Consider the following 14,742-nt stretch of genomic DNA (forward strand, 5'->3'; position numbering starts at 1 on the left):
GCGGCTTAAAAATATTTCCAGCTTTCGGCTCAGCCTTTGGCGGCGAGGGCGATGAACTTCGGGGTCAGGTACTCCGCGCAGCTGTCGAGTGAGGCGAGCTGCATGTAGTCGGCCTCGGGCACTTCGATGCCGTGGCGCTTGCGGAGCTCCATCACGATGTCGAGAAAGTCCATGCTATCCAGCTGGAGCTGGTCGCGGAGGCGGACGTCGGGCTTGACGTTGCTCAGGTCCTCATCCGGCGCGATGTCCGCGATGATATCGAGCACCACCTTCTTGCATTCGTCTTTGGTCATAGTCAGTTGCGGCGGAATTAGGGGGCAAAGCGTCGAACAATCAATGTGGAATTTATCCCCAGCATGCCGAAGGAATTATTCAGGATCGTATCTACTTTCGCAACTGCGCGCGGCTGATTCAGCACGAGCCCGGGAATCGCGCACAAGGGGTCGAGGTCATCGACGTTGATGGTCGGATGCACGATGCGATCGTCGAACGACGGCAGATTGCCGGCCAGCTCCAGCGCGCCGGCCGCGCCCATCGCGTGACCGATGAAGCTTTTCGTGTTGTTGATGGACGTATCCGGACAGCCTTCGCCGAACACGCCGCGGATCGCCTCGCACTCCTGGATGTCGCCGAGCGGCGTCGCGGTGGCGTGCGTATTGACGATGTGAATGTCACGCGGCTCGAGTCCGCCGCGTTTCAACGCCGCGCGCACGCACTCGGTCTGGCGCTGGGGATTCGGCAGCACGTAGTCGCTGGCGTCGCTGTTAACGTGGTACCCGGCAATCTCTCCGTAGATTTTCGCGCCGCGCGCCTGGGCATCCTCCAGCCGCTCCAAGGTGTAAAGGCAGCCGCCCTCCGCGATCACGATGCCGTTGCGCGCCTTGTCGAACGGGCGAGACGCCTTGTGCGGGTCGGAGTGCGTGGCGAGGGCGTTCTGCGACTTGAAGCCGGCGAAAATGCCGAACGTATGGATGCTTTCGCTCACGCCGCCGCAGATCGCGAAGTCCACCTCGCCGAGCCGCAGCATCTGCGTGGCGTGGATGAGGCCGAGGTTGCCGGCGGCACACGCGGCGCCGATCGTGTAGGCGGGACCGGTGACGCCGAGGTTGAGCGAGGCTTCGCCCGCGGGGTTGTTGGCGACGGTCCGCGGGTTGTGATAATGGGACCAAAACTTCGTGTCGTAGTTAAACTTCGAGATGTTGTAGATTTCGTTCTCGGTCTCGACGTTGCCGTGCTCCGTGCAGCCGATGTAGATCCCGATGCGATCCTTGGGCAACGCATCGAAGGCCACCTGGCTATCCGCCAGTGCTTCGCGCGCGCAGTAAACGGAAATGCTGCCGGCGCGGGTGCCGACGCGCACGTCCTTCTTCTTTTGATGCTTCAGCGGGTCAAAGTGGCAGACACCCGCCAACTGCTGCCCCATGTAGCGCACTTCGATCCGCTCGATGCCAGCGACGCCACCCAGCAGGTTCTTGCGGAACTCGGTGAGCGAGTTGCCGTTCGGGGCGGTGAGGCCCACTCCGGTGATGACGATGCGCGACTGCGGTGAGAACTTCATGCAGGTGAATTGGAAATCGCTAGCCATCACCGGCTCGAAAGCAATACAAGGCTCTCACGCATGAATGTTCTTGTTGTCGGAGGCGCCGGTTACATTGGGAGTCATTGCGTTCGCCAGCTCGTGGCCGCCGGTCACCGACCGGTCGTGCTCGACAATCTGGTCTACGGCCACCGCGGGGCGTTGGCACCGGGCGTCGCCTTTCATCAGGGCAATCTGGGTGACGAAGCCTTCGTGGGCCGCGTGCTGCGCGCGGAAAAAATCGAGGTCATCATGCATTTCGCCGCCTTCTGCTACGTGGGCGAGTCGGTCACGGAACCGCTGAAGTACTACTTCAACAACGTCGTGGCCACGCTGCATCTGTTGCAGGCGATGCTCGATGCCGGGGTGAAGAAATTCGTATTCTCCTCCACGTGCGCAACGTTCGGCGTGCCGGCGTCGCTGCCCATACACGAGGAATTGTCGCAGGCCCCCATCAATCCGTACGGGCAGACGAAACTCGATATCGAGCACGCGCTCAAGGCGCTCGCTCATGCGAAGGGACTGAGCTTTGCGGCATTCCGCTACTTCAACGCCGCGGGCGCTTCCGAGGATGCCGTCATCGGCGAAGATCACCACCCCGAGACGCACCTCATCCCCGTTGCCATCGACGTCGCGATCGGCAAACGCCCTCACCTCGAGTTGTTCGGCACCGACTACCCGACGCCGGATGGCACGTGCCTGCGCGATTATGTGCACGTCGACGATCTCAGCCGCGCGCACATCGCGGTTTTCGATCGGCTGGCCACTCCCGGAGCCCAACTCTTCTACAACCTCGGCACCGGGAAGCCGACGTCGAACCGGGCCGTCATTCGCGCGGTGGAAAAAGCCGTCGGAAAACCCGTCAAGGTCATCGAAAGCCCGCGACGCCCCGGCGATCCGCCCGCGCTGTTTGCCGATTCGAGCAAGGCGCAGCGCGATCTCGGCTGGCAGGTAAAGTTTCCGGACATCGACGCGATCGTCGCGACTGCCTGGAAGTGGCATCAGTCGCATCCGAGCGGATACGGCGATCGCTAGAGCCGCCGAACTCGGGCCGACCAGCGGCAGGTTAAATTCGGGAGACGGAAGTTCTGCTCTCCTTCGTATGGATGCAGGCCGGAAGCCTGCGCTCCCGAGGCCGCCCTGGTTCGACGAGCCACCCGCTGGGAGATTTCGACCTTGGGACCGCGAACGCCCTCGTTCGCCTCAGACGGATTGCGGCACGACACCCTGCCCCACTGCCTGGCCTGCCCTCGCCTCGTGAAAAGCCACCGCCCGTCAACCCCTCCTGTCTACCGGAATTCCGGTAGTCTCGACGCCTGTATTCCCGGCGAATTCATCCCACGTTCACGGCGGGGGGCCGGACTTTATGAAGCCGTGAGGTCGGATCCGGAAGGGGTTCTGGAGTCTGAACACTCCTCACGAAAGTCCGGCCCCCCTCTCCTCGCCCGGCATTTCGTGCGGGCGCCAGCCGCGACTAGAGTCGGGGCGCCGCCGGCTTGAGCGGTGCGGCCCAGGCGTGCGCGCCGATCGCCTTGAGTCTCCGCTTGTACACCTTGTCGACGCAGGTCGCGTAGAGGATATCGCTGTTTTCGCCCCCGAAACACAGATTGGTGATGCGTCCATTGGGCGTGGGAATGATCGCATTCACGCGGCCGGCTTGATCGCAGATCTGCACCCCGAGCGCCGTCGCGACGTAGACCCGGCCGTCGCGATCCACCTTGAGTCCATCGGCTGAACTCTGGTCCAGCGTGTCAGGCTCGTGCAGCCAGAAGTAGCGCTGCTTGTTCGCGAGCGTGCCGTCGGCCTGGATGACGAAACTGTAGACCCAGTGCGAACGGTAGTCCGCGACGTACAGCAGCGTTTGGTCGGGTGAGAGCGTCACGCCGTTCGCAAACCGAAGCCCCGTATCCACGATCGCCTTGCTGCCATCGGGGCGGATGAGCCACACTTTGCTCGCTTCATTACTGGCACCGCCCGGCGGATGCGTGACGTACGCGTTCCCGTTGTGTGCCACGACCACGTCGTTGCCCGCAATGCCCTCGGCGATCACCGCGGACTGGCCCGCGGCATCGATCGCGACGACCTGCTGCGCGCCGGCCGCGACGACATAGAGCCGGCCGTCGGGCCCGAAGGCCTGGCCGTTGGCGCGCTGGGTGTTGTCGCGCGCGAGGCTCACGCTGCCGTCGAGGGCGATTTTGTAGGCCTTGGAATTGGGAATGTCGGTGAAGAAGACTTCGCCCTTGGCATTCGGCGCCGCGCCTTCGGTCAGCCGATAACCGTCCGCGACCAACTGCCAGTCCTCGCCCGGAATGAGCACCGCTGCGAGCACGGTGTTCTTCGTCGGCGCGGCGGCGGTCACCGGCTGCGGCCAGCCCTGCCAGAGCCACCGAATCGCGTCCGGAAACACGGCCGTGCCGTGCTTGCCGTTGTGGCCGCCCTCGCCCCACACGTGCCTCACGTCGTAACCGGCGAACGCCAGCGCGCGCTGCAGGCCCTGGTTCGCAATCCACCAGTCGCCGCCGTTGCTGTTGTTGTCGTTCGCCCCGTCCTGGAGAAAAATCCGGATCGGCTTCGGCTCATATTTGCGGATGAGCGTCGAGTAGCGTTCGCCGCCGCGCAGGCCCACGTAGGTGCCGACGACGCTGAATACACGGGAAAACGCGTCCGGCCGTTCCCACGCCGCCGTGAACGCGGCGATCGCGCCGCTGCTGGAACCACCGATGGCGCGATCGTTGCCGGATTTCGACAACCGGATCGCGCGGCCGTCGGTCGTGGTCTTCGTTTCCACTGCGGGCAGCAGTTCCTCGAGGAGAAAGCGCGCGTACGTGTCGCCGAGGCCGTCGTATTCAAAACTCCGATTGAAGCGATCGAGCGCCGTCGCGCCGCTGGCGGCCTTCACGACGCCGGGGCGCACGAACACGCCGATGAGCACGGGCAGTTCGCCGCGCGCAATCAGGTTGTCGAACACGACCGGTGCGTTCCATTGCACACCGTCCTGGTTCACATAGACGCAGGCGGGCTTGGAGGCGTCGTATTGTTTCGGCACGTACACCGTGACGTCGCGGGACGTCCCGGGAAAAAGCTTCGAGCCCGAGAACTCGAACTTGATCAACTCGCCTTTCGGCACCCCGGGCTGCACCACCGCATCTGGGTGCACCGGATACTCGTCAGCAGCGGCGCGAAGCGCAGCGCCGGTGGCGCTCGCAAACAGCAGGCACAGAATCAAGCGGGGGACGGAAATCATGGGGAAAGAAATTCCGGCGCAACGATGACGACGACGGCCCGCCCTTCGCAACGGATATTCCGGACCACGCCGCGCGCCCGCCGACGTGGTCACCGAATTCCAAATACGGTCTCGTCCACCAGCAGCTTGTCCGGATACACGATGCGACCGTGCATCAGCACATCGCCGTCAAAGGTCTCGTGGCGAACGTCGGCAAGGCGCACGGCCTGGTCGACCTTCTCGGGGCGCATGCCGCCGAAGATCGTCTTGGCCTTGTCGTCCGCAAAAAGGATCGGCGCGTGGTAGGCGAGCAGGTAATCGAGGTGCCGCGCGCGCAGCATCTCGCTGATGAGCTGGGCGCCGCCCTCGACGAGCACGCCCGCGATGCGTTCCTCGGCGCATTTTTTCCGGAAGTCGGCAAACGGCACGCGCTGCGTCGGCGAGTCGAAGGTCCACACCTTGATTCCCATTTCACGCAGCTTACGGACATAGCCGAGGCCGCCGTGCGGAGTTGTCACCACGATGGTGCGATCGCGGAAGTCGTCGGTGAAAACGGCCGGCAGATTCTTGTCCACCACCGTGCGCAGGAGGCCGTCGAAAACGAAACGCCACGGGCACCACTCCGGCTCGCCCTCGCGCCGCGCGGTGAGCCGCGGGTTGTCCTTCAGGATGGTCATCGCGCCGACCGCGATGCCGGGAAAAAGCCGCCGCCACCGGTGCACGTCGGCGCGCGATTTCTCGTTGGTGATCCACTTCGACTCGCCGGTGCGGCACGCGATCTTGCCGTCGAGGGTCGAGGCCACCTTGGCCGCGAGCATCGGGTCGCCGTGCGTGATCCAATGATTGAAGACGAGGTTGAGATCGGTGCATTCGCGCGCGAGCACGCCCGTGATCACTTCCACGCCGGCCTGGCGCAGAATTTCGAAACCCTTGCCGGAGTGATGCGGGTTGGGATCCGTCGCGCCGACGACCACGCGGCGGATGCCGGAGTTGATGATCGCCTCGGTGCAGGCGCCGGTCCGGCCGTGGGTGCAGCAGGGCTCGAGCGTCACATACAGCGTTGCGCCGGGGCGCGGGGCCTTGCCCCGGGCGAGCAACGCCAGCCGCTCCGCATGCGGTCCGCCGTCGGGGGCGGTCGCGCCTTCCGCGACGATGTGACCGTCCTCGACGATCAGAGCCCCGACCATCGGGTTCGGGTGCGTCGAACCCCAAACACTGCGCGCCACAACCAGCGCGCGGCGCATGAACACCTCGTGGTCAACCGCTGACATAGGGATTGTGGGCGCGTTCCTGGGCGACGCTGGTCTTCGAACCGTGGCCGGGGAACACCAGCGTGTCCGGCGGCAACGTGTAGATCTGTTCGCGGATGGCGCGCTCGAGTTGCGCGAAATTTCCGCCGGGCAAATCCGTGCGGCCGATGCTGCCGTTGAACAGCGCGTCACCGACAAAGGCCGACTTCCGCGTGGGAAAATAGAACAGGACGTTGCCCGGACAATGGCCGGGGACATGTCGGACTTCGACCGACACCCCGAGCGCCTCGATTCGATCGCCCTGCTGGACCCACGCATCGACGTGGATCGGCTTGAGATTCATCTTCTCGCCCATGAAACGCTCCATCACGTCGGGCGTTTCAATCAGCACCTGATCGTCGCGGTGGGCCCGCACCTTGGCCCCCGTGGCCTGCACGAGATCGGCACCGCCTTGAGTGTGATCCCAGTGACCGTGCGTCAGCCAGAGTTCGACCAGCCGGCACTGCTCGCGTTCGAGGATGGGTTTCACCTGCGACCAGATGGCACCCGGTGCGTCGATCAACACGGCTTCGCCGCGCGTGGGCTCGGTCAGCAGATAGGCGTTGGTCTGGATCGGCCCGGCGGGCAGAACGTGGAGGTTCACGTCCTTCACACCAAAGGCTTTCGGAAAACGCGCAACAGTTATCACGAAGCGGGAGATTCCGCCCAAGTTCCTGCTCCGCGCGCAAAGGCGGCTTGCCACTCGCGCGTCGGCCCACCCACTCTTTCCCTTCGACTATGCCGACACTCAAGTTCGCCGTCCTTGCTGGAGATTACATTGGGCCCGAGGTCATGACCGAGGCTCTCCGCGTGCTCGAGCACGTGGCCCGGCAGGAGAACCTTACTCTCTCCTACACAAAGGCTGACGTCGGCGGCGCCGGCATCGACAACCACGGCAAGGCGCTGCCGGACTCGACTGTGAAAGTGTGCGAGCAATCCGACGCGATTCTGTTCGGATCCGTGGGCGGTCCGAAGTGGGAGAAACTGCCGCCGAAGGAGCAGCCGGAACGCGCTGCGCTGCTGCCGCTGCGGAAGCATTTCACACTTTTTGCAAACATCCGCCCCGGTCTGCTTTACCGGGAATTGACGGACGCCTCCCCGCTCAAGACCGAGCGGATTCCCGACGGCATCGACATCGTGTGCATCCGCGAGCTGACCGGCGGCGTTTATTTCGGCCAGCCGAAGCAGACGACGACGCTCCCCGACGGCGATATCCAAGCCGTCGATACGATGGTGTACCGCAAGAGCGAGATCGAGCGCATCACCGCGACGGCGATCACCGCCGCCCGCGCGCGCAAGAAGAAGCTCTGCTCGATCGACAAGGCCAACGTGCTCGAGACCTCCGTGCTGTGGCGGAAGACCGTCACGGAATACGTCGCGAAGCACGCGCCGGAACTCGAGCTCAGCCACATGTACGTCGACAACGCCGCGATGCAGCTCGCGCGCAATCCGAACCAGTTCGACGTGTTCGTGACCGAAAACATGTTCGGCGACATCCTCTCCGACGAGATGGCCGTGATCTGCGGATCGCTCGGCATGTTGTCCTCTGCCTCGCTGGGTGCCGGCAAGAACTCGCTGGGCCTGCCGTTCGGTCTCTATGAACCGGCGGGCGGCACCGCCCCCGACATCGCGGGCAAGGGCATCGCGAATCCGTGCGCGCAGATTCTCTCCGGCGCGCTCATGTTCCGGTTCAGCTTCGGCCTCGATGCCGTCGCCACCCGCCTGGAAGCCGCCGTCAAGAAGGCGGTCACCTCCGGCACGCGCACGGCGGACATTGCCTTTGGCGGAAATTCCGTGGGCACGAAGGCAATGGCCGATGCCGTGATCGCCGCGCTCGGCGCCGTCTGATCGAACGCGCAGTCACGGTTCATCCGTGGCGCACGTGGTGTGGACCCGCGGCGCAGGCCCTACGCTCGTGCGCGCCCGTCTCCGCGGGTCTCCTGAGTGCGCGCGGTCAAGCCGTGGCCCCGACCTCGGCGATGGCCCGTGCCATGGCTTCCTGCGTGAACGGTTTGTGCAGGGTGCGGTCCGCGCCGAGCAGACGGGCGCTTTTCAAATAGTCGGTGGCGTCGCCGCGCCCGCCGCCGGACATGGCGATGATCTTCACCGCAGGGTGGAGCTGGCGAATGGTTGCTATCGTTTCCAGGCCTTCCTGCTCGGGCATGATGAGATCGGTGAACAGCAGATCCGGCAGGCCCTCCGCGCAGAGTTCGAGCGCATCGCGCCCGTTGCGCGCCTCGACTACGACGTGACCCATTTTCTGCAACGTCAGCGCGAGCACGTTGCGGAGCAGTTCGTCATCATCGACCAGGAGGATTCGCGCCATGATTAGCCGGAGACGGGTTTCGCAAACACGCGTTGCAGCGCTTCGCTGAGTTGTTGAACGGCGAGCGGTTTCAAGAGCATGTCCCGCATGCCCAATGCCCGCACCCGGTCGGCCGTGAGTGTCGCACTGTAGCCGGTGGTGAGCATGATTGGCAGTCCCGGCCGCACTTTCAGCAGCTCCGCGGCGAGCTCGAGTCCCGTCATGCCCGGCATGGTGAGATCCGTGATGACGAGATCGTACGTCAGCGGGCTGGCGCGTACGGCCGCCAGCGCCTCGGCCGGCAGGGTCATGGCATCGGCGTTGTAGCCGAGGACCTCGAGTATCTTCTTCGCCATGCGAGCCAGCGCGGTCTCATCGTCGACGACCAGGATGCGTTCACCGCGTCCGCGCGCGACTTCCGCCGCTTCGGTCGGGCGCTCCAATCCCTCCGGGGCGTGGGCGGGAAAATAGAGGTGAAAACGCGCACCCTCGCCCGGACGGCTGTACACCGTGATGACGCCGCCGAGATTCTGCATGATGCCGTGCACCACGGCGAGCCCGAGCCCGGTGCCCTCTCCCGGCGACTTGGTGGTGAAGAACGGTTCGAAGATCCGGCTGAGCGTCCCCTCGTCCATGCCGTGTCCGGTGTCGCTGATTGCCAGGCGCACGTACGTGGCCGGCCGCAGTCCGGGGTGCAGTGTCGCGAGCACCGGGTCGACCTCGATGGTTTCCAGCATCACGCCCAACCGGCCGGGACGTCCGCGCATCGCGTGCGCGGCGTTGGTCACCAGGTTGACCGCGATTTGGTGAATCTGCGAGGGGTCGGCCAGAACGCACGGGACGTTCCGCGCCATCACCACGTCGAACTGAATGGTCGACGGAATCGTCGCGCGCAGCAGCTTGAGCGCCTCGTCGAGGATCGAGCCGATCCGGACGGGCGTGCGCGTCTGCTCCTGCTGGCGGCTGAAAGCGAGGATTTGCCGGACCAGATCGGCGCCGCGGCGGCTGCCCTCGAGCACCGCCTGCAGGTATTCGAGCACCTCCGGGTTCCCCTTCGACTCCATCTTCGCGAGCTCGGCGTAGCCGGTGATCGCGGCCAGCACGTTGTTGAAATCATGGGCGATGCGGCCGGCGAGCGTGCCGATCGCCTCCATCTTCTGGGTTTGGCGAAACTGATCCTCGAGCTGCTGGCGTTCGATGAACTGGCCGATTTGCGTGCCCAGGGCGGCGAACATCGACGTCATCTCCGCGTCGGGCGGACGGGGTTCCGTGCTGAAGAACTCCATCACGCCGTACACTTCGTTCCGCAGCTTGATGGGAAACGCGAGCGCGCTCCGGAGCCCGAGGTAGCTCGTGGGTGGGCGTGGTTCTGCCGGCTGTCCGGCGGTGACATCCTCGACCCATTGCGGCGCCTTGCTGCTCCAGACCTGGCCGGGCAGGCCCTCTCCGGGAGCGAAGACCAACAGGCGGCTGGCTTGGGCAAACGCCCGGATCTCGACGCCAGGCCGATGCCAAACCTCGACGCAGCGCAGCGACTTCGTCGCGCGATCCATCGTCCAGAGATCGCCCAGTTCCCAACCGAGCTGCTCGCAGATGATCCTAAGGATGCGTCGCACGGTATCGAGGAACGGAGCGCCGTCCGCGAGCACCGCAGTGACATCGTGCTCCACCGCGGTGCGCAATTCGGCCCGCTTCTGATCCGTGACGTCTTCCGCCGTGCCGACCGTGCGATAGACCTCGCCCTGATCGTTGCGCACCGGAAACGCGCGGTCGTGAATCCAGCGATGCGTGCCATCGGGCCGGACGATCCGGTAGACTTCATCGTAGTCGCCCGTCACCTGCTTCGATTTTGCCGCGGCGAGCACCCGTTGCCGATCGTCCGGATGAATCGCTTCAATCCAGTTGAGCGGTTGCTCGTAGAGACTCTCGCAGGAACGCCCCCAAATTGCTGCATAGGCCGGGCTCACGTAGAGGATCTGCTGTTTGCTCGGCTCCGTCATCCAGAACACTTCGTTGATGTTCTCGGCCAGCTGGCGGAAACGCTCCTCGCTGTCGCGCAGGTGTTGCGCCGCCTGCTTTCGTTCGGTCACATCGAGCGACAGGATGAAGATGCCCTCGGGCACCGGCTGAACGCTCAGTTCGAAGCATGACATTTTCCCGTCGGCTTGAACGAATTCGTTTTCGATGCGCATTCCCTTGCGCTCGGTCATGCACTCCTGGATGGCGGCAAATGCCTCCGATTTTGCGAAGGCCGGGTAACATTCGAGCAGGGATTGGCCCATCAGTTCACTGTGCGACCGCTGACCGTGACGGGCCGCCGTCTCGTTGATGTAGAGATAGCGCCAGTCGAAGCCGATGATCTGGCAGCCCTCGAGCATGTTATCGAGGAGCCCGTGGTAACGCGCCTCGCTCGCCTCCAGTGCGAGCACCGCCTGCCTGCGTTCGACTTTCAGACGACTCTGGGCGAGCGCCTGCTCGAGCGCCGGCCCGAGACGCGCGAGACGATCCTTCAACAGGTAGTCCGTCGCGCCCAGCTTCATTGCCGCGACGGCCGTTTCCTCTCCGATCGCGCCCGACACGAGGATAAACGGAATGTCGGGATGCAGCGCCTTCCACAGCTCCATGGCGCGCACGCCGGTGAACTCCGGCAAATTGTGATCGGAAAGGATGACGTCGAGTCCCGGATGGAGATGCGCGAGAAACTCCGCCTCGGTCTCCACGCGCTGACACTCGGGCTCGAAGCCTGCGCGGCGCAGTTCGCGCACGATCAGGTCGGCATCGAGGGCATTGTCCTCGACGATCAGAACCTTGAGGGCGCGCGGCGTCGCTGACATCAAAGATTCACCCGGGGCGGTTGATTCAGGAGCAGCCAGTAGAGCCCGAGATCGCGCACCGCGTTCGAGAAGCCCTCGAAGTTGACGGGCTTGACGATGTAACTGTTCACACCGAGCTGATAGCTTTCGATGACATCGCGCTGCTCCTTCGAGGAGGTCAGCACGACCACCGGAATGACTTTGGTGCGTGGATCGGATTTGACCCGGCGAAGCACCTCCAGCCCGTCGATTTTCGGGAGCTTCAGGTCGAGCAGGATGACGTTTGGACCGTTGCCAAACCGGCGGGTCGCATGCGGACCGGTGCAGAAAATGAAATCGAGCGCCTCCTCGCCATCGCGCGCGACGTGGATGCGATTCGCGAGGTGGGCCTTCCGCAGGGATCGCAGCGTGAGTTCAAGGTCCTCCGGATCGTCCTCGACCAGCAGCAGTTCAATCTCGCCCAGCGTGGTCATGGGCGGCCGTCAGGTTCGAGGGTGAAGAAGAACGTCGCACCGCGATCCACCGCGGCGTCCGCCCACACGCGACCACCGTGGCGGTGCACGATGCGTTGCACGATGGCGAGGCCGACGCCCGTCCCCTCGTAGTCCTCCGCCCGGTGCAGGCGCTGAAAGACGCCGAACAGTTTGTCGGCATAGCGCATGTTGAAGCCCGTGCCATTGTCGCGCACGAAATAGGTGACGGCGCCGTTGGTCGAGATGGTGCCAATTTCGATCACGGCCTTCTCGCGCTTGCGCGTGTACTTCAGCGCGTTGTCCACGAGGTTCATCCAGACCTGTTTCAACAACACCGCATCCCCGGAGGCTTTTGGCAGGTCGTGGACGTTGAGCTCCACCGGCCGGTCGCGCCACAACCGGCCCAGATCATCGAGGGTCACGCGCACGAGCTCTCCCATGTCGATCGACGCCTTGTTCAGCCCCGTGCGATTCAACCGGGCCAGTGTCAGCAGATCGTCGATGAGCGCGCCCATGCGCTGCGCCGCCTGACGGATGGTCTGCAGATCACTGCGGCCCTCCGGCGGCAGCTGCCCGCCATAATCTTCGATCACCGCCTGCGAGAATCCGTCGATGGCGCGGAGCGGAGCGCGCAGGTCATGCGAGACGGAATAGGAGAACGCCTCCAATTCCCGGTTGGCCGCCTCCAGCTGCGCCGTGCGCTCGGCCACCCGCTGCTCCAATTCGGCGTTGAGGCCCAGCATTTTTTCTTCGGCCTGCTTGAGCAGTTCGACGTCGGTGTTGGTCCCGAACCACAGCCTCACCCTGCCGTCCGCGTCCTTCAGGGGTTCCACGCGGGTGAGAAACCGGCGGAAGGTCCCGTCCGCGCCGCGCAGGGGAAACTCCATGTCCAGCGGTGTGCCGGTGGCGAGTGATTCGTTCCACTTCGCGACGACCAGCGGGAGGACCGCGGGATCGTGCAGCGTCTGCCAGCCCCACCCTTCCATTTGCTGCAGGTTCGTCCCGGAGTATTCAAACCAGCGCCGATTGTACCAGTCGATGTGACCATCGGGGTGTGCCGTCCAAGCGAGTTGTGGAATCGAATCCGCCATCGTCCGGAAGCGCGTCTCGCTCTCGCGCAGCGCCGCCTCCGACTCCTTGCGCGCAGTGATGTCCAGATTGGTGCCCACCATCCATTCCACCTCGCCCTCGCCGTTGAGACGGACCGTCTCCACGGCCTGGACATGTCGGAGGGCCTGCGTGTCTGCGCGCCGAATTTTGAATTCCCGGGAACTCCGGCCGCGCCGCACGATGGTATCCTGCAGGACCGCCTCCTGGCTCGGCAGGTCCTCGGGTACCACGCAGTGGCTCCATGCTTCATAGGGCACGAGGCCGTCGGGCGTCGGCGCGACGCCGTAGATGCGAAACATCTGGGCGTCCCAGCGGATCAGGCTGGCCTTGATGTTCCACTCCCAAATCCCCACGCCCGTGGCCTCGGTCGCGAGTCGCATCCGCTCCTCGCTCTCCCGGAGTGATTCCGTGGCGCGTTTTCGCTCCGTGATATCTGCGCGAATGGCCACGTACTGCCGCGGCTTGCCCTGCTCGTCGAGGAACGGGACGATCGTGGTGTCGACCCAATAGGCGCTGCCGTCCTTGGCCCGGTTCTTGATTTCACCGTGCCAGACTCGCCCGCTGGAAATGGTCGTCCACAGCCCGCGGATAAACTCCTTCGGGTGATGACCGGAATTGATGAGCCGGTGATCCTGACCGATCAGCTCGTCGCGCGAATATCCGGAAATCGCGCAAAACTTGTCATTTACGTACGTGATCCGACCCGCCTGGTCCGTGATGGCGACGATGGCGTGTTCATCGAGCGCGGCCTTGAGATCGCCGAGCTCCCTGCGGGTGTCTCTCAGTTGTTGCTCAGAGGGCATGGCTAATTCCGGCGAACTCCCCCCGCGGACACCGCCCCCGGCGGCACCAGCGGCCTCAAAGTGACGCCGGTGGGCAGATCGCGCCCGGAGTGAGCAGCGCCCACCGCATGCTGAATTTTGAAGCGACGCGGCAAAAGCTGTCGAAGCTCACCGGCTTCACAATGTAGTTCTCGGCGCCGAGCCGGCCGCATTCGACGATGTTTCGATCGTGCTGGGAGATGGTCAGCACGACGACGGGGATGTCCCGGGTCAGCGGATGCTCCTTGATCCGGCGCAGTACGTCCAATCCGGATACCTTCGGCAGATTGAGGTCGAGCAGCACGAGTTGCGGCAGCGGTGGCGCCTTGGCCTTCGTGTCCACCCCGTCGCCAAAAAGCGTCGCGAGCGCCTCCTCGCCGTCGCGCACCACCCGGATGGGATTGGCAAACTTGGCGCGCTTGAAGGCCCGCAGCGTCAGATCGACATCGGCCGGATTGTCCTCAACGAGCAGCACTTCGCCCATCGACCGGGCCGCTCCGGGCCGGAAGGGTTTGCATTCCCCGCTCACCGGTTCCTCGGCTTGGGAAACGAGGCTCTGCACCGTCACCTGCAGGGCGGCGGCCAGGTGCGCGATGCTGCGCAGCGTGATGTTCCGCCCGCCGCGCTCGATGTCGGCAATGTAGGTGCGATGCAGATCCGAACGCCAGGCCAGCTCCTCCTGCGTGATGCCCAGCTTCTTGCGCCAATGTCGAATCGTCGCCCCCAGATTTGTCTGCAGGGCTTCGATGTCGTTTGCTTCGTTGGAGCGGATTTGCCGGTTTGCCACGTCGAGGGATTGTAACAGGGTTAGCAACAGACTATGAGAGACAAATTCCCGGAGAAAAGGTTGGACCCCCAATAAGAAATTTTTTCTCGACGCCTTTTCAACCGCGCCGCGAGGCCTCCTACGAGGAGAAACCAGCCATCCGGCGGGAGTATCCGTCAAATTCCCGCCGAAAATCGCAAGCAGATGAATGCGGTTCCCCCTCACCGAGGTGGCTGGACAGCAGCTCAGGATGGTCGCGTGCTCTTCGTAATACCAATCGCTCTTTGCCTTTGGACTTTAGCCGTGGCCACTCGCTGGCGTTCGTAGCCACGATCGATCCAGCAGTCCAAAAGCAAGGAGCGATTG

Annotated in this window: 12 protein-coding genes; 2 read left to right on the plus strand and 10 right to left on the minus strand. The window is 64.1% G+C overall.

Annotated elements, in window-relative coordinates; translation table 11 throughout:
• Nucleotides 1–29: 29 nt before the first annotated feature.
• Both ACLJEU_RS12955 and ACLJEU_RS12960 read right to left on the minus strand, forming a co-directional pair.
• Entirely contained in the window at nucleotides 30–293 is a 264-nt protein-coding gene (locus ACLJEU_RS12955; protein ID WP_414665007.1) for an acyl carrier protein, read from the minus strand.
• A 17-nt stretch (nucleotides 294–310) separates the two neighbouring features.
• Complete coding sequence (locus ACLJEU_RS12960) at nucleotides 311–1,558, minus strand: beta-ketoacyl-[acyl-carrier-protein] synthase family protein (RefSeq protein WP_414665008.1); 1,248 nt, start codon at nucleotides 1,556–1,558, stop codon at nucleotides 311–313.
• Between the two features lie 60 nt (nucleotides 1,559–1,618).
• On the opposite strand from ACLJEU_RS12960, the gene galE reads away from it, so the two are divergent.
• Nucleotides 1,619–2,611 carry a UDP-glucose 4-epimerase GalE gene (galE, locus tag ACLJEU_RS12965; RefSeq protein WP_414665009.1) on the plus strand — a complete coding sequence of 331 codons (993 nt, stop codon included), beginning with the start codon at nucleotides 1,619–1,621 and terminating at the stop codon, nucleotides 2,609–2,611.
• A gap of 439 nt (nucleotides 2,612–3,050) precedes the next feature.
• Here the strand turns inward: galE and ACLJEU_RS12970 are convergent, their stop codons facing one another.
• The 3 genes from ACLJEU_RS12970 to ACLJEU_RS12980 form a co-directional block, all read right to left on the minus strand.
• A complete protein-coding gene (locus tag ACLJEU_RS12970; RefSeq protein WP_414665010.1) occupies nucleotides 3,051–4,820 on the minus strand; it encodes an SMP-30/gluconolactonase/LRE family protein in 1,770 nt (589 codons plus the stop codon).
• A gap of 89 nt (nucleotides 4,821–4,909) precedes the next feature.
• Complete coding sequence (ribD, locus tag ACLJEU_RS12975; RefSeq protein ID WP_414665011.1) at nucleotides 4,910–6,070, minus strand: bifunctional diaminohydroxyphosphoribosylaminopyrimidine deaminase/5-amino-6-(5-phosphoribosylamino)uracil reductase RibD; 1,161 nt, start codon at nucleotides 6,068–6,070, stop codon at nucleotides 4,910–4,912.
• Nucleotides 6,057–6,692, minus strand: a complete 636-nt coding sequence (locus ACLJEU_RS12980; RefSeq protein ID WP_414665012.1) for an MBL fold metallo-hydrolase — start codon at nucleotides 6,690–6,692, stop codon at nucleotides 6,057–6,059. Before ACLJEU_RS12980 ends, ribD begins: the two co-directional genes overlap by 14 nt.
• Nucleotides 6,693–6,826: 134 nt before the next feature.
• Here ACLJEU_RS12980 and leuB point away from each other — a divergent pair, with 134 nt between their 5' ends.
• Complete coding sequence (leuB, locus tag ACLJEU_RS12985) at nucleotides 6,827–7,936, plus strand: 3-isopropylmalate dehydrogenase (RefSeq protein WP_414665013.1); 1,110 nt, start codon at nucleotides 6,827–6,829, stop codon at nucleotides 7,934–7,936.
• A 106-nt stretch (nucleotides 7,937–8,042) separates the two neighbouring features.
• On the opposite strand, the gene ACLJEU_RS12990 is transcribed toward leuB, so the two are convergent.
• The 5 genes from ACLJEU_RS12990 to ACLJEU_RS13010 are packed head-to-tail and all read right to left on the minus strand — an operon-like array spanning nucleotide 8,043 to nucleotide 14,556.
• Nucleotides 8,043–8,414, minus strand: coding sequence for a response regulator (locus tag ACLJEU_RS12990; RefSeq protein WP_414665014.1), 372 nt, complete (start codon nucleotides 8,412–8,414; stop codon nucleotides 8,043–8,045).
• A 2-nt stretch (nucleotides 8,415–8,416) separates the two neighbouring features.
• On the minus strand, nucleotides 8,417–11,227 hold the full coding sequence (locus ACLJEU_RS12995) for a response regulator (RefSeq protein WP_414665015.1): 2,811 nt from the start codon (nucleotides 11,225–11,227) through the stop codon (nucleotides 8,417–8,419).
• On the minus strand, nucleotides 11,227–11,679 hold the full coding sequence (locus ACLJEU_RS13000; protein ID WP_414665016.1) for a response regulator: 453 nt from the start codon (nucleotides 11,677–11,679) through the stop codon (nucleotides 11,227–11,229). The genes ACLJEU_RS12995 and ACLJEU_RS13000 overlap by 1 nt, the downstream gene beginning before the upstream one ends.
• The gene (locus tag ACLJEU_RS13005) at nucleotides 11,676–13,592 is read right to left on the minus strand and encodes a PAS domain-containing sensor histidine kinase (protein ID WP_414665017.1); all 1,917 of its coding nucleotides are present in this window, start codon (nucleotides 13,590–13,592) and stop codon (nucleotides 11,676–11,678) included. The genes ACLJEU_RS13000 and ACLJEU_RS13005 overlap by 4 nt, the downstream gene beginning before the upstream one ends.
• 55 nt (nucleotides 13,593–13,647) lie before the next feature.
• On the minus strand, nucleotides 13,648–14,556 hold the full coding sequence (locus ACLJEU_RS13010; RefSeq protein ID WP_414665018.1) for a response regulator: 909 nt from the start codon (nucleotides 14,554–14,556) through the stop codon (nucleotides 13,648–13,650).
• Nucleotides 14,557–14,742: the final 186 nt, after the last annotated feature.

It is taken from the genome of Terrisphaera buseokensis, assembly GCF_047521145.2.
Taxonomy (GTDB): Bacteria; Verrucomicrobiota; Verrucomicrobiia; order Opitutales; family Opitutaceae; genus ER46.